Here is a 21,557-nt window from a genome sequence, read left to right on the forward strand (position 1 = left end):
GTCTGATGGACGGGTGAACGTCGAACGGGTGGCCCGGTGGACCGGCGCCGTGCCGGCCGAGTGGGCCGAGCCCACGGGGCTGCGCCGCGACGTGCGGCTCGCCGCGTTCTGCTTCGGCGGCGGCCTGCTGCTGCTCGCGCTCAACGTGAACCAGGTGGGCATCGACGCAGGCTGGTGGCGGGCGCTGCCGCTGGCGTTCGTCTGCCTGGCCCTGCTGCTGCGGCGGACCGCGCCGCTGGTGGGCCTGCTCGTCGGCGTCGTGGCCGGGGTCTGGGACCTCACGTTCGGCCCGTCGCTGGCGACCTGGCTGGTGTTCGGGCAGCTGACGTACGACGTCGCGCTGTACGGGCGGCGCGAGGTGCTGCCGTGGCTGCTGCGGTTCTCCGTGGCCGCCACCGTGGTGTCGACGCTCGCCACGCTGTTCCTGGCCGAGAACTTCGCGCTGGGCGCGGCGGTCGGCGTCACGTTGACGTTGATCCTCGTGGTGCCGGTGGTGACCTCGGTGCCGGTGCGACGGTGGCGCGAGCGGGCCGAGCGGGAACGCGAGCGGGCCGAGCAGATCACCCGCCTCGCCGAGCTGTCGCGCCGCCAGGCGCTCGCCGAGGAGCGGGCCAGGATGGCGCGCGAGCTGCACGACGTCGTCGCGAACCACCTGAGCGCGGTCGCGATCCACGCCACCGCGGCGCAGGCCCTCGTCTCCGCCGACGACCCGAAGCTGGTGGATATTCTCGGCGTGATCCGCGAGAACAGCGTGCAGGGGCTGGCCGAGATGCGCCGCATGGTCGAGGTGCTCCGCGAGCCCGGCGACCTGGTGCTGGCGCAGGGCCTGGCCGAGGCGCTGCCGCGGCTCGCGGCCGCGGCGGCCCACGTCCAGGTGACCGTGGAGCAGGTCGGCGAGCCGCGCCCGTTGCCGCCCGACGTCGATCACGCGGCGTACCGCATCGTGCAGGAGTCGCTGACCAACGCCGGCAAGCACGCGCCGGGCGGAACGGCCGCCGTGCGGCTGGAGTACCTGCCGTCGAGCGTCGTGGTGACGGTCGACTCGTCGGCGCTCGTCGCGTCGCCCCCACCGGTGGACGGGGCGGGCATGGGCCTGGTCGGGATGCGGGAGCGGGTGGCGCTGCTCGGCGGCGAGTTCTCCGCCGGTCCCATGGCCATTGACTCTGTTGGTTCTTGTGGGCGAGCCTGGCGGGTCCGCGCGGAGCTTCCGATGGGCGTGGCCCCGTGACGGTGCGGGTGCTGGTCGCCGACGACCAGGAGGCGGTGCGGTCGGGCCTGGTGCTGATCCTCGACACCGCGGCCGACATCGAGGTGGTCGGCCAGGCCCGCGACGGGCTGCAGGCCGTCGCCGCGGCCCGCGACCTGCGCCCCGACGTGGTGCTCATGGACATCCGGATGCCCGGCCGCGACGGGATCGCCGCCACCCGCGACATTGTGGCCGAGGGCGGGTCGGTGCTGATCCTCACCACGTTCGACATCGACGAGTACGTGTTCGGTGCCCTGCGGGCCGGCGCCGCCGGCTTCCTGCTCAAGGACGTCGACGCGGCCGGCCTCATCGACGCCGTGCGCACCGTCGCCCGCGGCGACGGCGTGATCGCGCCCGCGGTGACCCGCCGTCTGATCGCGGCGTTCGCCGCCACCACACCGGCCCTGGACCTGACCGCGCTCGACACCCTGACCGCGCGCGAACGCGAGGTACTGGCGGCGGTGGGCCGGGGCCGCTCGAACGCGGAGATCGGGGTCGACCTGGGCATGGCGGAGTCGACCGTGAAGACGCACGTGAGCCGGGTGCTGGGGAAGCTCGGCGTGCGGACCCGCGTCCAGGCGGCGATCGCCGCCCGCGAAGCCGGCCTGGCCTGACCGCGCCGGCCGCCTGGCGCCGGCCGCTTGACGACCGAGCGCGTTCGCCTCTGGTGAACGCGACTTCTGCATGCGCTGTAGCGGTGTAATGCTGTAATCAATGCAACGGCTGCAACGTGTGAAGGAGTGACCGATGCGGAAATTTGGTGGCTGGGAAGGTCGCGGTCCGGGCTTCTTCGGTGGGCGGGGCCGGGGCGCCTCGGAACCTCCGTCGGCCGACGACGCACGGGCGTTCATCCAGGGCGCGCTGCCCGACGACTGGTTCACCGGGCCGGCCGACGTGTCCATCGACCGTGACGAGATCATCATCGTCGGCACGCTGCCGGCGCCGAAGCTCGACGAGGGCGCCAGCGACGCCGACCGGGCCTCGGCCGAGCAGGGTCGCATCGCGTCGTACCGCGAGTCGACCCGCGAGCGGCGGATCCAGATCGCCCGCCAGCTCGAGCACCGCTACCAGCGCAAGGTGGCCTGGGGCGCGATCGCCGGCGACACCCACGAGCTGTTCACCACGCACTCGGCCCCGGTGATGACGCGGCTGCGCCAGCCGGAGCGGCAGGTGCTCGACACGCTGGTGGCGGCCGGGGTGGCGCGGTCGCGGTCCGACGCGCTGGCCTGGTGCGTGCGGCTCGTCGGCCAGCACGCCGAGACCTGGCTGGGTGAGCTGCGTAACGCCATGGGCGCCGTCGACGATCTCCGGAAGCGGGGTCCCGAGCTGTAGGCTTCCGGGAGCGAAGGGGAATAGTCCCCAATGTCGTGGTCGACATACTGGCGTGGTCCTCCGGGGCGAAGACGTTCGCGACCCGGTACCGCACGCTGCCGGTACTGGTGGGCATCACGATCGCCACCGCGGCGACGCACGCAGTTTCCGTCGGGGTCTGATACGGCCTCGGCGCCACCCTCCCCAGCGGGTGGATCGCGCTCGTCGCCGCGCTGGCGTTCCTCGGCTTCGCCGCCTGGACCCTGCGCGGCGACACGCTCAGCGAGCACGAGGAACGCAAGGCGCAGACGTCGAAGCGGTCGGCCGTCGTGGCGGTGACGGCTGGCTGCTCGTCGACACGATCCGCGAACTTGGCGGGTGACCGTTGCAACCCATCGCCGGTCGGCCACCATCAGTTCGATGTGAGCCTCAGTGCCGACGACGAGTACGTCGAGTTCGTGTCCAGCCGACTACCCCGGCTGCACCAGACCGCCTACCTCCTGTGCGGTGACCGGCACCGGGCCGAGGACATCGTCCAGGCCACGGCCCTGAACCTGTACCTGAAGTGGTCGCGGGCCAGGGCGGCCGACAACATCGACGGCTACGTGCACCGGATGCTGGTGCGCGAGTTCCTCGGGCAGCGCCGGCTCGGCTGGGCCCGCGTCCTGCTGACCGACCGGATGCCGGAACGCCCCGCACCGCCGTCCGACGACGTCGAGAACCGCGACGAGGTGCTGGCCGGTCTCGCCCAGCTTCCCGCCGGCCAGCGTGCGGCGATCGTCCTCCGCTACTACAGCGACCTGTCGGTCGCCGACGCGGCGACCGCGCTCAACTGCTCGATCGGCAACGTGAAGAGCCAGACCGCCCGCGGCCTGACCACTCTCCGCCGCATCATGACCCAGGCCGCAGACAGGAGCGCCCGATGACCGACGAACGCGACGTCCGCGGCTGGCTGGCTACCGCCGAAGCACCGGACTTCCGGCTCGACCTGCGGCACACCGTGGCGACGGGTCGGGAGAAGGCCCGTCAGCGCCGGATCCGGCGGGTCGCCGGCACGGTCGCCCTCGGGCTGGCGGCCATCGTGGCGGTCCCGGGCGCCATCGCCATCGCGAGCCGCGACCGCACCGACTCCCTACCCGACGACCCCGCCGCCTCGGCGTCGGCATCGGCGTCGGGCGCACCCGCCACGATTCCCGACGCCGGGCCGGACGCGTGCCGGTACCACCTGCTTCCGGTGCCCGACGATCCGGCCGTGAAGGAGCTGAAGGACCCGCAGGTCGTCGTCTCCGCCGTCGACCCGACCGGGCGGTGGGCCGTGGGGTGGATCGCCTCGAACGACCGGCAGACCCAGCTGATGATCCTGTGGGAGAACGGCAAAGCCCGCCTGATGCCGCCCGAGACGAAGAACGGGCACCCGATCGCGGTGAACGAGCAGGGCCAGGTCCTCGGCAAGTCCGGGCTGAACGAGTACGGGGCCGTGGGGAGCTGGGTCTACCGGAACGGCTCCTTCGACCGGCTCGGGATACCGGCCGGCTATCCCGGACATGACCTGAACGGCATCAACGCGGCCGGCGACGTGCTCGGATACGTGGTGTACCACCAGGCCGGCGCCACCGGACTGCAGTCGCGGGTCGCCGTCTGGAAGGCCGGTGACCTGTCCACGCCCCAGCTGCTGCCGAACCCGCGGAACGCGCTGTGGGGTGCCGAGCGGTTCGGGTCCGACGGCACGATCCTCGGCAGCCTCCAGCCGGGTATGCGGCCGTACGTCTGGGCCGGCCCGGGAACCGGCCGGGAACTGTCCGGGCCCTCCGACACCGAGTCGCCACGGCTGCGCGATTCCAACGGCGACTGGGTGGTGGGCGACACGGGAACGGGTCGCCGCGTGTTCCGGTGGCGGCTGAGCACGGGTGAACGTACCGAGGTCCCGATCCCGTCGCTTCCGGGATTCCGGGCCGGGGGGATGACAGGGATCACGGTCAGGTCCGACGGCGAGGTGGCGATCATCGGCCGGCAGGAGGACCCGGCCGCGGGCCCCGACAGCCCGTTGCTCCTGCTGCGGAACGGCCAGAAGAAGGTACTGCCCGCCCCGGACGGGTTCTGGGCCTCCGGTTCGCACATGAGCACCGGCGGGTCGATCGTGTACGGCGAGGTCATCAGGAGCCTGGAGCCGAACGAGCAGAAGAAGGACATGCCGGCCGCGGTGTACTGGACCTGCTGACCGGCAATGGCCGGCCGCCGGCCCGGTGACCGGGCCGGCGGCCGCCGTCACTACCCTGGCTGGCGATGGACACCAGGACCGGGCTGCCCGTGGTCGGCATGATCGGCGGCGGCCAGCTGGCCCGCATGACGCACCAGGCGGCGATCGCCCTCGGACAGTCGTTGCGGGTGCTCGCCGCGAACCCCGACGACGGTGCGGCGCTGGTCGCGGCCGACACCTCGATCGGGACCCACACCGACCTCGACGCGCTGCTCGCGTTCGCCAAGGACTGCGACGTGGTGACGTTCGACCACGAGCACGTGCCCGGCGACCACATCCGGGCGCTGGTGGCGGCCGGTGCGGTGGTGCGGCCCGGCGCCGACGCGCTGCTCCACGCCCAGGACAAGCGGGTCATGCGGCAGCGGCTCGGCGAGCTCGGCGTCCCCGTGCCGCGGTGGGCACCGGTCCGGTCGACGGAGGAGCTGGCCGCGTTCGGCGCGCAGGTCGGGTGGCCGGTGGTCGTCAAGGCCGAGCGGGGCGGGTACGACGGGCGCGGGGTCTGGGTGATCGGCTCGCCCGGAGAGGCGCCCGCTGGTGTCGAGCTGATCGCGGAGGAGAAGGTCCCGCTGGTGCGGGAGCTGGCCGCGGTGGTGGCCCGCTCGCCGTTCGGGCAGGTGGCCGTGTACCCGGTGGTCGAGACGGTGCAGCGGAACGGCATCTGCGTCGAGGTGATCGCGCCGGCACCCGGCCTCACCGACGAGCGCGCTGTCGAGGCGCAGAACCTGGCGATCCGCGTCGCCACCGAGCTCGACGTGGTGGGCCTGCTCGCCATGGAGCTGTTCGACACCGGCAGCGCGCTGCTGGTCAACGAGCTCGCGATGCGCCCGCACAACTCGGCCCACTGGACCATCGAGGGCGCCCGCACCTCGCAGTTCGAGCAGCACCTGCGCGCCGTGCTCGACTACCCGATGGGGGACACGTCGCTCACCGCCCCGGTGGTGGTGATGGCCAACGTCCTCGGTGGTGAGCCCGGCGGCATGTCCATCGACGAGCGGCTGCACCACATGTTCGCGGCCGTTCCGGAAGTGAAGGTGCACCTGTACGGCAAGCAGGTGCGTCCCGGCCGCAAGATCGGTCACGTGACGGCGCTGGGCGACGACCTCGAAGCGGTGAGAGCGAGCGCCGCGCGCGCCGCCCGGTGGTTGGAGGAGGGGTCATGACCGTCGTCGGCGTGATCATGGGCAGCGACTCGGACTGGCCGACCATGCAGGCCGCCGCCGAGGCGCTCCGCGAGTTCGACGTGCCCCACGAGGTGCGCGTGCTCTCCGCACACCGCACCCCGCGGGCGATGCTCGACTACGCCGCGGAGGCGGCCGGCCGCGGCCTGCGGGTGATCATCGCCGGTGCCGGGGGAGCGGCGCACCTGCCCGGCATGGTCGCGTCGGCCACGCCGTTGCCGGTGATCGGCGTCCCGGTGCCGTTGAAGTACCTCGACGGCATGGACTCGCTGCTCTCGATCGTGCAGATGCCGGCCGGCGTGCCGGTCGCCACGGTGTCGATCGGCGGGGCGCGCAACGCCGGCCTGCTCGCCGTCCGGATGCTCGCCGCCGCCGATCCCGACCTCCGCGCGCGGATGGAGGGGTTCCAGCGGTCGCTGCAGGACCTCGTCGCGCAGAAGGACGCCGCCCTGCGGCAGGCCGCCAGCTCTTCCTGAGGCGGCCCGCCCCCCGGCCGTCAGCTCTTCCTGAGGCGGCCCACCTCGGTGCCGGCGGCGTCGACCAGCACCAGCTGGCCGTCGGCGAGGCCGGCCTGCGCCGCGGTGGAGAGCCACGTCGGCACGGCGGCGCCGTCGCACGCCATCAGCGTGCTCGGCCCGCCGGTCGCGAGGAACGTGCCCTGGGGACCGGCGGCCCAGCGTCCCCCGTTGCCGTTGCACCCGTCCGACCCGGTCCACACGCCGTCGGCCTGGAACGCGACGAACGCCGTCGCGCCGCCGCTGACCGGCACCCACCGGCCCACGAGCGCGTTCCGGTCGACCGCGGCGAGCCCGGCCGGCAGGGTGGTGTCGGCCGACAGCGCGGCCCGGTCCTCGTCGGTGACCACCGGAGGCTCGGCCTCCTCCGGTGACACCCCGTCGGTGACCTTCGGCTTGCCGCCGGCCACCAGCCGCGCCACCACCGCGCCGGCCTGGTCGACGAGCGCCAGCGCGGCACCGTCGGGCTTGTAGCCGTTGGCCCTGAGCAGCCAGCCGGGCGTGAGCTGGGCCGGCGGTTCGCCGTTCGCGAAGCAGCCGCCGCTACCGCCGTGCAGGGTGGCGAGGAACAGGTTGTCGGCACCGGCCCAGGCGCCGTTCAGGGTGCCGCAGTCGCGCCACAGCGACAGCTGCTTCTTCGGGGCGATCCGCAGCACCGTGCCGGGCTTCTCGTCGGTGTCCTCCACCGTCCACAGCCCGATCAGGGCCAGCGGGCCGCCCTCGGCGGCGGGCGGTGCCGGCGCACCGGCCTCCGGGTCGGCCTGTGAACCGGACTGGGGGCCGTCTCCGGCGCAGGCGGCGAGCGTCAGGACAAGGGCCGTGGCGAGCGCGATCCGAAACCTCATGTGCCTTGGACGCAGCGCCACCACGTATCGGTTCCCACCTATCTGAACGATCCATAAGCGCCGCGGAACCGGCCCAGCAACCGGCGGCGTTCGTAGGTCGCGCCGAGGCTGACCAGCAGGCCACCGGTGAGCACGAACATCAGGAGCAGGATGTACCAGGGCACGTCGCGACCGATCAGGACCAGCTCGTTGGCCATCGCCAGCACCGTGACCACCGCTCCGATCGTCACCGGAGCCTTGTGCCGGCGCACCGAGCCGATCGCGACCGTCAGCACGGCCGCGACCAGCAGCAATACCCGGCGGACCGTGCTCGCGTCGGTGATCAGCACGATCGTGAGCGTGGGCGCGAACGCGGCCACCAGCGCCGGACCGTACGCCAGCCAGCTGCCCAGCTCGGGCCGCCGGCGCAGCTCGACCAGGCCGATCACCAGCGCGAGCGCGGCGAACGGCAGCGTGTACGCCTCCGGGATGCCGATCTCCCGGTCGCGCAGCAGCATCCAGATCGCCACGACCTCGATCACCGCCGCGGCCACGATCAACGTGCTGCGGTACTGCTCGGTGCGCCCCTGCCGGATCGCCGCGACCCCGAGCAGGGTGCCGGTGGCCATGCACGCGACCGCCGTGTACTCCGGGTAGCCCATGGTCAGCGCGATCGCCACGACGAGCGCGAGGTAGCCGAACGCCTCCAGCAGCGACTGCTCGCTGTCGAGGCTGGCCAGCCGCGCCGGGTCGTTGCGGCGCAGCCGGGGCAGCGCGGCCGAGGCGCCGAGCAGCGCCGCGCCGGCCGCCAGCACGGCGACGGCGCTGGTGCGGGCCGGCAGGTGCGCGGCCAGGCCGCCGGCGATGGCCACCCCGATCAGGGACCCGGCGGCGAACTGCCACGCGAACAACCGGGCGAAGCCGGTGCGACCCCACACCGCGCCGATCACGCCGAAGAACACCGTGCCGGCGAGCGTGCTGACCGTGGTCGACGGGGTGGCGAGGCTGCCGGCGAACCCGGCGCCGGCCGCGGCCAGTCCGATCGCGAAGATGACCCGACGGGCCTGCCGCAACGGGTGGGCGTCGATGGACTCGGGTGGCGGCGGGGTGAGGGCCAGGCCGAGCCCGGCCAGCACGGCGACGACCAGCGTGACCGTGTTGTACACCGGCCAGGGCACGTCGAGGGCGGCCGGGATGATCAGCAGCGTCACCGCGACACCGGGGATCACCACGGCGACGGCCCGGTCGGTGATCGCCCGGCGGCTGCCGCCCAGCCCGACCGCGGCCAGCGCGGCGGCGAGCGTCAACGTGGCGGCGGCGAGCACGTCGCTCGGGCCGCCGGTCCACCGCTCGAACCAGCCGAGGTCGGCCGCGGTCTCGGCGGTGCCGGTCCACGGGTCGTCGACCCACATGTACGGGCCGAGCAGCGCCGCCGCGACGGCCGGCGCGATCACGATGAGCGCGACGCCGGCGGGCACGGCGCTCGCGGCCATGACACCCGCGCCGAAGCCACCCGGCCGGCGCGCCATGCGCCAGCTCGGCAGCGGGATCCGCGTGCGGTCGGGCCGCCAGCCGGTGGTCGGCGCCCACTCCGCCGCGGGCCGCTCGGTGCGCACCCGCAGCAGCTCCGCGATCACACCGAGGAGCGCCGCCGCCGCGGCGTAGATCGCCGCCGGCAGGTCGGTGGCCAGCGACGTCAACGCGGCGACAGTGGCCGAGGCGGCGACGCCGACGGTGACGTACGGCAGGTACATCGGGACGTTGCGGCACAGGAACCCGGACACGGCGAGCCCCACCGACGCGCCCGCGAGCGCCGCGGTGACCGGCACGTCGACCTCGTGGCTCAGCGTGGCCGCGAACGCCGCGCAGGCCCCCGACAGCGCGAGCAGGGAGCTCGCCACCGCCGAACCACCCACGACGGGCAGGTGCGCGCGGCCGAACCCGGCGGTCTCCGCGGCTCCGTCCCGGTCGGCCCGGCTCTCGTCGGTCAGCCAGCCGGCCAGCGCCACGATGATCCCGACGGTGAGCAGGCCCAGCAGGGTGCCCGCGGTGGCGCTCGGCTCGCACAGGCTGGCCACCGCGGTGTGGATGCCGAGGGCCGCGGCGACGCCGACGCGGGTGAAGCCGGTACGCGGGTTCCAGGCGACCACGGCCGCCAGGCCGAACCCGAGCGTGGACAGCAGCCCGATCACCAGCGGTGCCGCCCAGCCGAGCTGGAACGCCACCGGTACCGACACCGCGCCGAGACCGGCCAGCACGGCCGCCACGTCGTCGCCGACCGGCTTCGGCATCGCGATCGCGGCGGCTGCGGCCAGCAGGAACAGCGCGATCGGCACCTGCGTGCCGAAGACGGCGTGCTGGCTGGCCGTCTCGGTCCACCGCGGACCGAGGTCGGCCTCCCAGATCGGGCCGGCGGCCCGGATCACGCCGACGGCCGCGCCCAGTGCGCCCCAGCCCGCGAGCACCGCCACGATCGCGCCGACGGCGGCGGAACCGACCACCGGTCCGCGTCGCCACCGCTCGTCGCGCAGCGTGCGGGTGCCCAGCGACACCGCCAGCACCAGCGCGGCCACCAGCACGAGCTCGCTGCCCTCGACGAACAGCGACGTCGCCCGGGCGAGCGCGGCCGTACCGGCGATGGTGACCGCCGCGGCGGCCAGATCGGCGCCGTCGAGGCGCTGGCCGAAGATCTGCCGGTCGTCCATGCTCGGCGCGAGCCAGAGCAGCACCGCGCTGCCGAGCAGCAGGAACGCCACCACGATGTCGATCGCGGTGGCCGCACCGACCAGCAGTGTCGCGAGTGTCACCACGGCGGCGGCACCGATGGCGCCGGCCACGACCGGCGGCACGGAACGCCGCTGCATCACCTGCACGAGCGCCGCGTAGGCGAGCACCACCGACAGCGCCAGGTACGTGGTGACCAGCACCGCGGTCGCCGCGAACGCCCGGTCGTCGGTGCGTCCGGCGACGAACGTCGCGGTGAGCGCGGCCACGGCGCCGGGGAACGCGAACACCGCGCCACCGGCCGCGGCGTCGGACGCGATGCGGGCGACCATCTCGGCCCGCGGGTCGGTGACCGTCGACCGGCGCCCGAACGCCACCGCGAACCCGGCGACCGTGATCGCGGCGAGCGTCAGCGCGGTCGCGGCGGGCCGGGTGAGGCTGGCCGCGGCCGCCCACGCACCGAGGAGCAGCGCCGCGCCGAGGCAGATCCAGGCGGTGCGGACCAGCGGGTCGGCGGCGTCGGAGGTGGCGCCGTAGCGGTCGCCGGCCAGGTCGGTGGTGGGCCGGGGCTGGCCCCATCCGGCGTTGCGCCGCCCGGGCCGGGTCGGGTCGACCGACACCTCCGGTCGCAGCGGGTCGATCGAGGGCACGGGCGGGTCGAAGGACGGGGCGGCTGCCCGCCGCACCCGGCCGACCCGGGGAGCCGCCACGCCGGCGATGATCGCGGCGGCGACGGCGACGGCCGGCGTCAGCACCCAGTTCAGGCCCAGCGACGCGGGAGCGGTCAGCGCGGCGAACGCGCCACCGACGACGATCGCGTCGATGCGGAACTCGGCCGGCAGCAGCAGCGCGGCGGCCACCGTGAGCAGCATCGCGGCGACCGGCAGCTGCCACGTGGCGCCCTCGGCCAGCGTCGAGACCCGCGCCTCGTACGTGCCGAGGTCGGTGGCCCAGTACGGCGACGCCGCCCGGATCGGCGCGCCGACCGCGGGCATCGCCACCCAGAGCCACACCAGCGTGGTGACCGCGCCGGCCAGGATGCCGGCCAGTGCCGGCCCGCGCCGTGCGCGTTCCGGCAGGACGGGGACCAGCGCGGCGGCCAGGGCGACGGCCGCGGCGGTGACCACCACCGCGTACCCGGGAGCGGCCACGGTGGCGACCCGGGCGGCCGCGACGACCACGGCGATCACCGCGAGGCCGCCGGTCAGGTCGCCGAGCGGCTGCCGCCGCTGCTGGAGCGCACCGGCCACCCCGACGGCGGCCGCGAGCACCAGCACGGCGGCGGCCCGCATCGTCTGCGGCACCCCGTCGGCCTCGACCAGCGCCGACGCCGCGAACGCGAGCGCGGCACCGTAGGCGACCGCGAACAGCACCCACGTGGCGTCGCGGAGGAACGCCGCCCACCGGCCCTCGCCGGGCAGCACCACCAGCCCGAACAGCGGACGGGCGGCCGATACGCCGAGCCCGAAGCCGAGGTTCATCACCGCGACGCCGACCAGCGCCAGCGCCCAGCCGGCCGGCTCGGTGACGAACGGGTACGCCAGCAGCGGGATGACCGGCTGCAGCACGAGCAGCGCCGCGTACCGGGGCGCGAGCAGGTGGGTGGCGTACTGGTACCCCACCGAGATGGCGGCGGTGATCAGGCACACGATCGCGATGTAGGTCTGTGTGGGCAGGCCGGCGCCGCCGAACAGGCCTTCCGTGTACGCGACGTACCCGTCGACGAGCACCATGACCAGCGCGACGGCGGCCAGCGTCTCGGCGGTGGCGATCAGCTGCCGGCCGGCCAGGATCACCGGAACCACCAGCAGGACGAGCGTGATCAGGCCGAGGATGGCCATCCGCGCGACCGGGCTGACGTTGGTGAACGCCAGGGTCAGCACGACCACGGCGCCGGCGAGCAGCAGGCCGCCGAGCGTGAACAGCACGGTCTGGGTGGCGCCGGTGCTCGTCTCGACGCCGACCATCCGGCTGCGTGGCGCCCGGGGCAGGTCGTCGTCGAGCGGCATCACCCGGGCGGGCCCGCGCGGGGTGCCGGGAGGGTCGGGGGACCGGTCTGCGCCGAGCCCGGCGAGGCCGCCGCGCAGCCGGCCGAGCCGGGTGAAGCGGGCGAGCCGGCCGGGCGGCTCGAAGCGTCCGGGACGCGACGGCTGGCCGGCGCCGGCGGGTGGTCCACCGGCCCGGCTGGGTGCGCCACCTGGACCGCCGCCGGGTCCGGTGGCCCGCGTGGGCCGGCGCCGTGCGGCGCTGCCGGGTTGGCCGGCCCCGCCCGGTCGGCGGGGGGAGAACGTGCCCTCCGGCAGCGGGGCGCCGCCGGCGCCACCCGCACGGGCGCGCGAGCCGCGGGCGGCGCTTCCCCGGCTCTCGCGCGGCGGCGCGCTTCCGGGAGCCGGCGGATCGTCACGGGCGGGTACCGCCGGCCCGTCGGCAGCGTCGATGGGGTCGGCGCTGGCGGTGGTGCCGGCGGTGGTGTCAGCGGTGGTGTCGGCTGTGGTGTCAGCGGTGGTGTCAGCCCGGCGGGGCGGGGAGCCGGGGCGGAAACCGGCGGCCGGCAGGTCGGTCTCCGGCCGCTCATGCGCCAGCGGCGCGAGCGTCTCCCCGAGGTGCTCTCCGCAGTGGGGGCAGACGGTCGCGCCGCCGGGAACGTCTTCCGAACAGTACGGACACGGGTACGGCTCCACTCGGCTCCCTCCCGTGCTCGTGCGACTACCGCACGCCCACCCCTCTAAGGAAGAATGCCGTGTTTCGACGCCTGAAGGAAGTCTTGATCGCGTTGTGCCGGCGTGTCGGTGTACGGGTTCGGTGGGACGCTCGCCACACCGCGCGGACGGACCAGCTCACCCGGTCCCGTCGCTTCGGAACGATCGACGGCCGGAACCCGCGCCGCCGAGCCCGAGGCCACGACGACGTCGGCCGGCGCGGGCCGCGGCGGCGGCGTGCGCGGCGGCATGTTCGCCGGCGCGCCCGCCTGGATCGCGACGCTGGCCGGCGCGGTCGCACCGGCGGTACCCGACCGGCGCAGCTTGTGCCAGCGCAGGCGGGCCCCGGTGAGCGCGGTGAGCATCGACTGGATCAGCACCAGGTACATCAGCTGCCGGTAGGCGAACTGCTGCAGCGGCAGTGTCCAGAGTGGAGTGAGCTTCTCCTTGTCCAGGCGGAAGGCCACGGCCGCGGTGAGGAACTGCAGGCCGAGCATCGCCACCCACGCGATCGCGGTGTCGGTGCGGTCGAGGAACACCAGGCCGTACAGGGTCAGCAGGTCGATGATCGGCGCCAGCAGCGGCAACGCGACGCCGAACAGCGCCACCAGCGGCAGCCCCAGCCGGCCGAAGCGGCCCGACGGTCCCCGCTCGACGAGCGACCGGCGGTGCTTCCACATCGCCTGCATGGTGCCGTAGCTCCAGCGGTACCGCTGCGTCCACAGCTGCCTGAGCGTCGACGGAGCCTCGGTCCAGGCCCGGGCCCGCTCCTCGTAGACGACGTGCCAGCCGGCGCGGCACAGCGCCATGGTGACGTCGGTGTCCTCGGCGAGCGTGTCGTGGCTCATCCCGCCGGCCTCGGCGAGCGCCTGCCGGCGGAACGCGCCGATCGCGCCGGGGATCGTCGGCATGCACCTCAGTACGTCGTAGAGGCGGCGGTCGAGGTTGAACCCGATGACGTACTCGATGTGCTGCCAGCGGGCCACCAGGCTGTTCCGGTTGCCGACCTTCACGTTGCCGGCGACCGCGCCCACGCGCGGGTCGGCGAACGGCTGCACGAGCCGGTTGAGCGACTCCTTCTCGAAGACGGTGTCGCCGTCGACCATCACGATCAGGTCGTGGCTGGCCATCGCCACGCCGGTGTTCAGCGCGTTCGGCTTGCCGCCGTTGGGCACCTGCACCACGCGCACGTTCGGCAGGCCCATCGCCCGGACCAGGTCGGCGGTGTTGTCGGTGGAGCCGTCGTCGACGACGACCACCTCGATGCCGCCCGGATGGTCACCGCCGGCCAGTGACCGCACGGCCGCCTCGATGCCCTCCTTCTCGTTGTAGGCGGGCACGATCACCGACACCGGGTCGAGCACGCGCTCGCCCCAGCTCCACGTCGCGCCGCGGCGCTTGCGGGCGTGCCGGCCGGCGAGGATGAACAGGGCGACCGTGCGCACGACCGTCAGCACACCCACGATCAGGAACAGGACCGCGAGGCCGTCGACGGTCCGGTCGGCGATGGCGATCGCCGCCGTCAGCGCGAGGCCGCGCTGACGGTCGGCCTTTGTCGCGAGCGGGTTGCCGGTGACGGACGCGGCCGGGTCCCGTTCGACGAGCGTGCGACGCAGCCCCTCGGAGACGGTGACGAACGAGTAGCCGCGCTCCTTCATCAGCGGGATGAAGCGGTCGAGCGCCGCGACCGTCTGCGACCGGTCACCGCCGGCGTCGTGCCACAGCGAGATGGTGCCCTTGTCGTCCTTCGGCGTGGCGTTGCGGACGATCTGGTCGACACCCGGCCTGTCCCAGTCCTTCGAGTCGGACTCGGTCATGATCGTGAGGTAGCCGAGCCGGCCGGCGTCGCGCATCATCTTCCAGTTCGCGTCGTCGATCGCCGCGACGGTGGACGAGTACGGGAACCGCAGCAGGTTCGACTTGCGTCCGGTGGCGTTCACGATCGCCATCTGGGTGTGCGAGTACTCCAGCTCCTGCCGCCAGGCCGGCAGGGCGGCCATCTGCGGGTGGGTGAAGCTGTGGATGCCGATCTCGTCGCCGTTGTTGACGAGGTCGCGGACCAGGTCCGGGTACCGCGCCACCTGGGTGCCCACGACGAAGAACGTCGCGGGTACCTGGTGGCGGTGCAGCACCTCGTTGACCGCGGGGGTCCACCGGGGGTCGGGGCCGTCGTCGAACGTCAGCGCGATGGTCTTCGGCGGCAGCGAGAACGAGCGCGCGCCGCCGTTCGTGGTGTCGATGATCGGGCCGCCGGAGCGCACCGACTCGGGGATCGAGCCGTTGCCGCCCAGTTGCTGCGCCGAGTCGGGTGCGAACTCCGCGTTCACGTACGCCTCGACGAGCAGGATGCTGGCGAACATCAGCACGAGCACGGTCGCGACGAGCCAGCGGCCGATACCGAAACGCGACCGGCCCGGGGTACCGGGAACGGTCACTCCTGGCCCCCGACGGGCTGGGGCGCGACCTGCGTGACGGTCGGGGCGGGGGCGGACTCGGCGAACTTGTTGGCGGGCTGCACGGGCGTCTGCGCGAGGGGCGCGGTGCCGCTGCCGCTACTGCCGCCGGCGGTGCCGCCGGTGGTGTCGCCGGTGGTGTCGCCGCCGCCCGAGCCGCCGGTGGTCGTGCCGCCGGTTCCGGTACCTGTGCCGGTTCCTGTGCCGGTTCCTCCGCCGGAGCCGCCGGTGCTGGTTGCTCCGCCGGTTCCTGTTGCTCCGCCGGTGCCTCCGGTCCCGGTGCCCGTCCCGGCGCCCGTGCCGCCGGTGGTCGTGCCGCCGGTGGTCGTGCCGCCGGTGGTCTGGCCGCCGGTGGTCTGGCCGGTGTTGGTGTTGGTTCCGGTACCCGTCCCGTTCTCCGGTGCGGGCCCGGTCGGCGTTCCGCCGCCGCCGCCACCGCCGGGTGCCGGGTTCGTCGTGCCGCTCGGTGCCGGGTTCTGCGACGGGGCGGTCGACGGCGGCTGCGAGGGCGCCTGCGACTGCGGCGTCGACGGGGCCGGCGTGGCCTCGGGAACCGCCGGTCCGGGCGGACCGGGAACGGGCGCGGCCGACTGTCCAGGCTGGGCCGGGATCTGCGCCGCTTCACCGTCCTGGCCGGTGCGGCGTCCGTCGCCCGCCCGGTTGGTGCCGGTCGGCGCCGGCTGTGCCGGTTCGGGCGTCGTCTCGACGGCGGCCGGGCGGTTGATCAGCAGGTCGGGGAACGGCAGCAGGGTCTCGGGGTTGAGCGGGCCACCCGCGAGGCTCATCGCGACCATGCCGGCATAGGTGAGACTCAGTCCACCGATGCCGTAGAACGCGAAGCGGATCCGTCGGCCACGGCGGCCGGTGGAATCGACGAATACCGGTGCGGCGTCGTCCGGCACTTCGAGTGGACGGGTTACATCGTTGTCGGTGGGCTTCTCGGCAGTCACGCGGGAAAGATAGAAAAAGGGACCGAAACGAATCTAGGAAACCCGTCTATTAGGTACCCGTAACCTTTTCCTAAAGCTCCGGCAACTGGACTTATTGAGATCAGCCGATAACGCATTCATCCTTTCGGGATAATCCACCGGGCCGAGGTGCGATCGCGAATCGGCCGCGTGTATTCAGGCCGGCCGGCCCATGCCCCGGTACTCCCAGCCGGCGCGGCGCCACAGCACCGGATCGAGGCAGTTGCGTCCGTCGATCACGACCTTGCCGGCGGCGAGCCCGCCGAGCACCACCGGGTCGGCGGTGCGGAACTCCTCCCACTCGGTGAGGACGCACACCAGGTCGGCACCGGTGACCGCCTCGACGACGGAGCGGGCGTACGTGGCGTCGGGCACCTCGCGGCGGGCGTTCTCCATGCCCTCCGGGTCGAACACCGACACCTCGGCGCCGCTGCGGCTGAGCTTGCGCACCACCGACAGGGCCGGCGAGTCGCGCACGTCGTCGGAGTTGGGCTTGAACGTGGCGCCGAGCACCGCGACCTTCACGCCGCTCAGGTCGGGGCCGGCGGGGCCGAACGGCCGGCCGAGCAGCTCCGCCGCGAGCTGCACCACCCACTGGCGCCGCCGCTGGTTGATCAGGTCGACCTCGTGCAGGAACCGCAGCGCCTCGCCGACGCCGAGCTCCTGCGCGCGGGCCTGGAACGCGCGGATGTCCTTCGGCAGGCAGCCGCCGCCGAAGCCGACGCCGGCGCGCAGGAACCGGTTGCCGATGCGGGCGTCGTACCCGAGGGCCCGGGCGAGCTGCGTGACGTCGGCGCCCGCGGGCTCGCAGATCTCGGCCATCGCGTTGATGAAGGAGATCTTCGTCGCGAGGAACGCGTTGGCGGCGACCTTCACCAGCTCGGCGGTCGCGAAGTTGGTGACCACCACGGGCACCTCGCGGTCCTCGGTGGTCGCGAGGTCGAACACGCCCTTGTGCGCGGCGTAGAGCATCGCGCCGGCCCACTCGCTGCGCACGCCGAAGATGACCCGGTTGGGCCGCAGCACGTCTTCGACCGCGTGTCCCTCCTGGAGGAACTCCGGGCTCCAGGCGACCTCGATCTCGGACCCGTCGGGGGCGTGCCGGCGCACCAGCTGCTCCACCCACTCGGCGGTGCCGACCGGAACGGTCGACTTGCCCACGATCAGCGCCTTGCGGTGCAGGTGCGGCGCCAGCCGGACCACGACGTCCTCGACGTGGGACAGGTCGGCGGCCATGCTGTCGGGCCGCTGCGGAGTGCCCACGCAGACGAAGTGGATGTCGCCGAAGGCGGCGGCCTCCTCGATCGACGTGGTGAACCGCAGGCGGCCGGCGGCGACGTTCTTGCGGAGCATCTCGTCGAGACCGGGCTCGTGGAACGGCACGTTGCCGCCCGTGAGTTTCGCGATCTTGGGTGCGTCGACGTCGTAGCCGAGCACCTCGTAGCCGAGCTCGGCGAAGCAGACCGCGTACGTGGCTCCGAGGTAGCCCGTGCCGTGAAAGGCCAGCCGGGGACGGGCCGCTCCGGACGGCACCGCCAACGTGGCGCCCGGAGTCATGTACTGGATCGTCACGCTGCTCACTTTCGTCCGTTTGGGGGGATCGACGAAGCGTTGAGAATAGCCCCACATCCTTGCGTGAGGGGTCTTGGATTTGGTTACCGGTGAGTATCCTTAACGCGTGTTCAACGTGTACGAACTGCCCGAAGACCACCGGGCCCTGCGTGACGCGGTACGGGAGCTCTGCGACGGCAAGGTCGCACCCAACGCCGCCGCCGCCGACGAGCTCGGCGAGTTCCCGCAGGCGTCGTACGACGCCCTGCGCGCCGGAGACTTCCACGCTCCGCACATCCCCGAGGAGTACGGCGGCGTCGGCGCCGACGCGTTGGCCACCGCGATCGTCATCGAGGAGGTGGCGCGGGCGTGCGCGTCGTCGTCGCTGATCCCGGCGGTGAACAAGCTCGGCACGCTACCGGTGCTCCTGTCCGGTTCCGCCGACCTCAAACGTCGCTACCTCACCCCGGTCGCCGCGGGCGAGGCGATGTTCTCGTACTGCCTGTCCGAGCCCGAGGCCGGCAGCGACGCCGTCTCGATGAGCACCCGCGCCGTTCCCGACGGTGACGGCTGGCTGCTCAACGGCGCCAAGCGGTGGATCACCAACGCGGGTGTCTCCGACTACTACACGGTGTTCGCGGTCACCGAGCCGGGCGCCCGCTCGAAGGGCATCTCGGCGTTCGTCGTGGAGAAGGCCGACCCCGGGGTCAGCTTCGGCGCGCCGGAGAAGAAGCTCGGCATCAAGGGCTCGCCGACCCGCGAGGTCTACTTCGACAACGTGCGGCTGCCCGCCGACCGCATGATCGGCGACCCTGGCACCGGGTTTCGCACCGCGATGCGGACGCTCGACCACACCCGGGTCACGATCGCGGCGCAGGCGGTGGGCATCGCGCAGGGCGCCCTCGACGCGGCCGCCGGGTACGTGCAGGAGCGCCGGCAGTTCGGTCGTCCCGTCGCCGACTTCCAGGGCATCCAGTTCATGCTGGCCGACATGGCGATGCAGCTCGACGCCGCCCGTCAGCTCACCTACGTGGCGGCCGCGAAGAGCGAGCGCAACGACGCCGACCTGACCTACTTCGGTGCCGCCGCCAAATGCTTCGCGTCCGATGCGGCGATGAAGATCACCACTGACGCGGTGCAGCTTCTCGGCGGGTACGGATACACCCGCGACTTCCCCGTGGAGCGGATGATGCGCGACGCGAAGATCACTCAGATTTACGAGGGAACGAATCAGGTCCAGCGCATCGTGATGGCGCGCCACATTCTGGGTGGCTGACCGAATTCCCGCTCCTCGTTGATCGACGTATTTCATTTGAACCGGGGTGGTATCGACTTCGTAGAATGGGTCAGGACATCGATCGCCGCGCACGGGAGGAGCGGGATGAAGTTCGACATGGGCGCGCAGACGCTCTCGAGCCTGACCAAGCAGACCCAGGGTTCGTCCGACGACCTGGGCTCACTGATCAAGCAGCTCATCGCGGCGGCCGAGCCGCTGGAGGGCAAGTTCAACGGTGCCGGACGGGCTGCGTTCGACTCGTTCAAGGCCAACGCCGACTCGATCACCGCCGAGCTCAACGGGGCCCTCGGCGCGATCCTCGGTGGTCAGAGCGGTATGGACCAGGCCTTCGGCCAGGGTGTCAACGAGATGGCCGACAACGCCAGCACCGCGCAGGGTTCGGCCAACTTCGACGCGGCCCGCTTCGCGAGCAGCCGCTGACCCGGGGAGGAGTGACACCATGACCATGGATCGCCGTAGTTACGACACGGGCGCCTCCCAGCAGGTCCAGGGCGACCTCGCCGGAATCATCGGGCGGCTGGAGGCTCTCATCTCGCAGCGCCAGGCCGACGTCAACACCGCGATGGCCGACTTCGACGCCGACGGCGTCTCCGAGGAGTACCGGGTCGTCGAGCAGCGGTGGAACCGGGCCGCCACCGAGGTGCGTCAGATCATCCACCTTCTGAAGACCACGATGGACAAGAACGACCAGACGGCCACCACCACGCAGACGCGGGCGAGCAACGCGGTGCAGGCGATCGGCTGAGCCAACCGAACATTTGACGAGGGAGCACGAGCGTGAGCACGTGGGACATCTCCCCCGGTGGAGTGCGCGACGTTCTGATCCGTACACAAAAGGCGGCAGCCCCGTTCGAGGGGCAGATGACGAGCCTGAACTCGGCGCTGGAAGGCGCGGCGACCGAGTCCTGCTCGGAGATCGTGGGCTCGGCGCTGCAGGGTTTTGTGGATTCGATCAAGACGGATCTTCAGTTCGTGTTCACCCGCACGGGGGCGTGCATGAATGCGGCGGTGCAGGCGACGAACGCCTACATCCAGGGTGACCTGGAGATGGCCGCCACCGCGCAGCGCAGCGCGACGGCTGCGCCCGACGCGTCGACGATGCCGGGTCGCGGCGGCGGGGGGCCGAGGGCGGAATGATCAATCCCGGAGAGATCCCGCAGATCCCCGGCAACATGGAGAAGCTCGCCGGGCACGCCACGTCGGCCAAGACCGTCGGAACCGACTTCGCGGCGACCGGCCAGGCGGTCGACACCACGTGGCAGGGGATGGCGGCGCCGTACAAGGCACCGGAGGCGGCGCAGCTGTTCGCCGCCACCGGGCCGGTGCGTACGACGTCGGCGTCGGTCGGCGAGGATCTCCAGACGGTCGGAACGGCGCTGTCCACGTACGCCAGCGAGGTCAAGGCGATCAAGGCCCAGCTGGCGTCGCTGAAGACCCAGGCCGAGCAGTTCGTGGCCTCCGTCAAGGACGACGACGAGTGGCGCGAGGACGAGGGCAAGGTCAACCAGCACAACGGCCTGATCTCGTCGGTCAACACCCAGGTGGCGGCGTTCTTCGAGGCGCAGCGCAAGTGCGCCAACACGATCAACGCTCTCTACGGCGGCAAGCAGTACCGTGCCGACGACCTCGACGGCACGGTCGAAGACGGAGAGTACGGCTTCAACGCCGACGCGCTCAACGCGGCCGCGGGCGAGGAGGGCGCGCTGCCGTGGGGCTCCAACGCCGAGCACGACCGCGGCTTCTGGGGCGACGTGGGCGCGTTCTTCGGTGGCATCGGCGAGGGCTTCGTCATGATGCTCGAAGACCTGGGTTCCCTGATCGGCCGCGATCCGGAGACCGGCGAGTGGAGCTGGGGCACGGCCGGCAACGCGTGGCTCGGTCTGGGCAAGTTCGTCTGGGCCGTGGGCATCTACGCCAACCCGGTGATGATCGTCCTGGACCACACCACCGGCATTCCCGGCTGGGAGAAGCACGGCGCTGGCAACCTGCTGCTGAACGCGGGCAAGAGCATCATCGCCTACGACACGTGGGGCGAGGACAAGTCCAAGGCCGCGGGCATGACCACGTTCAACATCGTGTCGGCCGTGGTCGGTACCAAGGGTGGCGGCAGCGCCCTGCGCGGCACGGGCGCCGCGGTGAACGGCATCCGCAACAGCGCCACGGCGGTGCGGGTGAGCGGTGCGCTCATCCGTGCCGGAAACTGGCTCGACAACCTGCCCACGGTCCCCGAGCTGGCGGCCAACTTCGCGAAGAAGTTCAACATCCAGATCCCGAACTTCAACGGTCTGATCCCGGAGTTCGCGGGCGGCGGCCCCGGCCGTGGCGGGTTCCACTTCGACGTGGAGATGCCCAACGACCGCGGCGGCAACCCGATGAACATGGACGGCGGCAACGGTTCCGGCCACGGTTCCGGCAACGGCGACGGGCACGGCAACGGGTCCGGCGACGGGAACGGGAACGGCAACGACGGCAACGGCAACGACGGCAACGACGGCAACGGCAACGACGGCAACGGCAACGGCAACGACGGCAAC

At 72.8% G+C, this 21,557-nt stretch carries 17 protein-coding genes and 1 pseudogene; 13 read left to right on the top strand and 5 right to left on the bottom strand.

The genetic code is table 11. From position 1 onward, the window contains the following. Nucleotides 1-13: 13 nt before the first annotated feature. The 8 genes and pseudogenes from Voc01_RS21270 to purE all read left to right on the top strand — a co-directional run bounded on the left by Voc01_RS21270 (nt 14) and on the right by purE (nt 6,468). Nucleotides 14-1,228: a sensor histidine kinase gene (locus Voc01_RS21270; protein WP_203929242.1), complete on the top strand. Its 1,215-nt coding sequence runs from the start codon at nt 14-16 to the stop codon at nt 1,226-1,228. Continuing rightward, on the top strand, nt 1,225-1,860 hold the full coding sequence (locus Voc01_RS21275; RefSeq protein WP_203929243.1) for a response regulator: 636 nt from the start codon (nt 1,225-1,227) through the stop codon (nt 1,858-1,860). Before Voc01_RS21270 ends, Voc01_RS21275 begins: the two co-directional genes overlap by 4 nt. A 133-nt stretch (nt 1,861-1,993) precedes the next feature. Further along, the gene (gene abmR, locus Voc01_RS21280) at nt 1,994-2,578 is read left to right on the top strand and encodes an ATP-binding transcription factor AbmR (RefSeq protein WP_239160364.1); all 585 of its coding nucleotides are present in this window, start codon (nt 1,994-1,996) and stop codon (nt 2,576-2,578) included. 65 nt (nt 2,579-2,643) lie between these two features. Beyond that, nucleotides 2,644-2,895, top strand: a pseudogene (locus tag Voc01_RS53190) (TMEM165/GDT1 family protein); the annotation flags it as partial. A gap of 84 nt (nt 2,896-2,979) precedes the next feature. Then, nucleotides 2,980-3,483, top strand: coding sequence for a SigE family RNA polymerase sigma factor (locus Voc01_RS21290; RefSeq protein ID WP_203929245.1), 504 nt, complete (start codon nt 2,980-2,982; stop codon nt 3,481-3,483). Next, entirely contained in the window at nt 3,480-4,775 is a 1,296-nt protein-coding gene (locus Voc01_RS21295; RefSeq protein WP_203929246.1) for a hypothetical protein, read from the top strand. Before Voc01_RS21290 ends, Voc01_RS21295 begins: the two co-directional genes overlap by 4 nt. 65 nt (nt 4,776-4,840) lie before the next feature. Next, nucleotides 4,841-5,974 carry a 5-(carboxyamino)imidazole ribonucleotide synthase gene (locus Voc01_RS21300; RefSeq protein WP_203929247.1) on the top strand — a complete coding sequence of 378 codons (1,134 nt, stop codon included), beginning with the start codon at nt 4,841-4,843 and terminating at the stop codon, nt 5,972-5,974. Continuing rightward, a complete protein-coding gene (gene purE, locus Voc01_RS21305; protein ID WP_203929248.1) occupies nt 5,971-6,468 on the top strand; it encodes a 5-(carboxyamino)imidazole ribonucleotide mutase in 498 nt (165 codons plus the stop codon). The genes Voc01_RS21300 and purE overlap by 4 nt, the downstream gene beginning before the upstream one ends. A 20-nt stretch (nt 6,469-6,488) precedes the next feature. On the opposite strand, the gene Voc01_RS21310 is transcribed toward purE, so the two are convergent. The 5 genes from Voc01_RS21310 to Voc01_RS21330 form a co-directional block, all read right to left on the bottom strand. After that, nucleotides 6,489-7,352, bottom strand: a complete 864-nt coding sequence (locus Voc01_RS21310) for an META domain-containing protein (protein ID WP_203929249.1) — start codon at nt 7,350-7,352, stop codon at nt 6,489-6,491. Between the two features lie 38 nt (nt 7,353-7,390). After that, nucleotides 7,391-12,736: a zinc ribbon domain-containing protein gene (locus tag Voc01_RS21315; protein WP_203929250.1), complete on the bottom strand. Its 5,346-nt coding sequence runs from the start codon at nt 12,734-12,736 to the stop codon at nt 7,391-7,393. 44 nt (nt 12,737-12,780) lie between these two features. Further along, nucleotides 12,781-15,189, bottom strand: a complete 2,409-nt coding sequence (locus tag Voc01_RS21320) for a bifunctional polysaccharide deacetylase/glycosyltransferase family 2 protein (RefSeq protein WP_239160365.1) — start codon at nt 15,187-15,189, stop codon at nt 12,781-12,783. Beyond that, nucleotides 15,186-16,157: a hypothetical protein gene (locus Voc01_RS21325; protein ID WP_203929251.1), complete on the bottom strand. Its 972-nt coding sequence runs from the start codon at nt 16,155-16,157 to the stop codon at nt 15,186-15,188. The genes Voc01_RS21320 and Voc01_RS21325 overlap by 4 nt, the downstream gene beginning before the upstream one ends. Before the next feature lie 174 nt (nt 16,158-16,331). Continuing rightward, nucleotides 16,332-17,732 carry a UDP-glucose dehydrogenase family protein gene (locus tag Voc01_RS21330; protein WP_203929261.1) on the bottom strand — a complete coding sequence of 467 codons (1,401 nt, stop codon included), beginning with the start codon at nt 17,730-17,732 and terminating at the stop codon, nt 16,332-16,334. Nucleotides 17,733-17,853: 121 nt separating this feature from the next. On the opposite strand from Voc01_RS21330, the gene Voc01_RS21335 reads away from it, so the two are divergent. The 5 genes from Voc01_RS21335 to Voc01_RS21355 all read left to right on the top strand — a co-directional run. Beyond that, on the top strand, nt 17,854-19,002 hold the full coding sequence (locus Voc01_RS21335; protein ID WP_203929252.1) for an acyl-CoA dehydrogenase family protein: 1,149 nt from the start codon (nt 17,854-17,856) through the stop codon (nt 19,000-19,002). 105 nt (nt 19,003-19,107) lie between these two features. After that, complete coding sequence (locus Voc01_RS21340; RefSeq protein WP_203929253.1) at nt 19,108-19,443, top strand: hypothetical protein; 336 nt, start codon at nt 19,108-19,110, stop codon at nt 19,441-19,443. Nucleotides 19,444-19,462: 19 nt separating this feature from the next. Then, complete coding sequence (locus Voc01_RS21345) at nt 19,463-19,768, top strand: pore-forming ESAT-6 family protein (protein ID WP_203929254.1); 306 nt, start codon at nt 19,463-19,465, stop codon at nt 19,766-19,768. Nucleotides 19,769-19,800: 32 nt separating this feature from the next. Then, a complete protein-coding gene (locus Voc01_RS21350) occupies nt 19,801-20,160 on the top strand; it encodes a DUF6507 family protein (protein WP_203929255.1) in 360 nt (119 codons plus the stop codon). Next, nucleotides 20,157-21,557 (top strand): hypothetical protein (locus Voc01_RS21355; protein WP_203929256.1); only part of this gene is annotated, 1,401 nt, incomplete at its 3' end. The genes Voc01_RS21350 and Voc01_RS21355, both read left to right, overlap by 4 nt.

The sequence above is a fragment of the Virgisporangium ochraceum genome (genome assembly GCF_016863655.1).
In the GTDB taxonomy this organism is placed as follows: domain Bacteria; phylum Actinomycetota; class Actinomycetes; order Mycobacteriales; family Micromonosporaceae; genus Virgisporangium; species Virgisporangium ochraceum.

Bases quoted from the DNA above. Each gene is read 5' to 3' on its own strand.
- abmR (WP_239160364.1), top strand. From the start codon at position 1,994: ATGCGGAAATTTGGTGGCTGGGAAGGTCGCGGTCCGGGCTTCTTCGGT.
- Voc01_RS21295 (WP_203929246.1), top strand. From the start codon at position 3,480: ATGACCGACGAACGCGACGTCCGCGGCTGGCTGGCTACCGCCGAAGCA.
- Voc01_RS21300 (WP_203929247.1), top strand. From the start codon at position 4,841: ATGGACACCAGGACCGGGCTGCCCGTGGTCGGCATGATCGGCGGCGGC.
- purE (WP_203929248.1), top strand. From the start codon at position 5,971: ATGACCGTCGTCGGCGTGATCATGGGCAGCGACTCGGACTGGCCGACC.
- Voc01_RS21310 (WP_203929249.1), bottom strand. From the start codon at position 7,352: ATGAGGTTTCGGATCGCGCTCGCCACGGCCCTTGTCCTGACGCTCGCC.
- Voc01_RS21330 (WP_203929261.1), bottom strand. From the start codon at position 17,732: ATGACTCCGGGCGCCACGTTGGCGGTGCCGTCCGGAGCGGCCCGTCCC.
- Voc01_RS21340 (WP_203929253.1), top strand. From the start codon at position 19,108: ATGAAGTTCGACATGGGCGCGCAGACGCTCTCGAGCCTGACCAAGCAG.
- Voc01_RS21345 (WP_203929254.1), top strand. From the start codon at position 19,463: ATGACCATGGATCGCCGTAGTTACGACACGGGCGCCTCCCAGCAGGTC.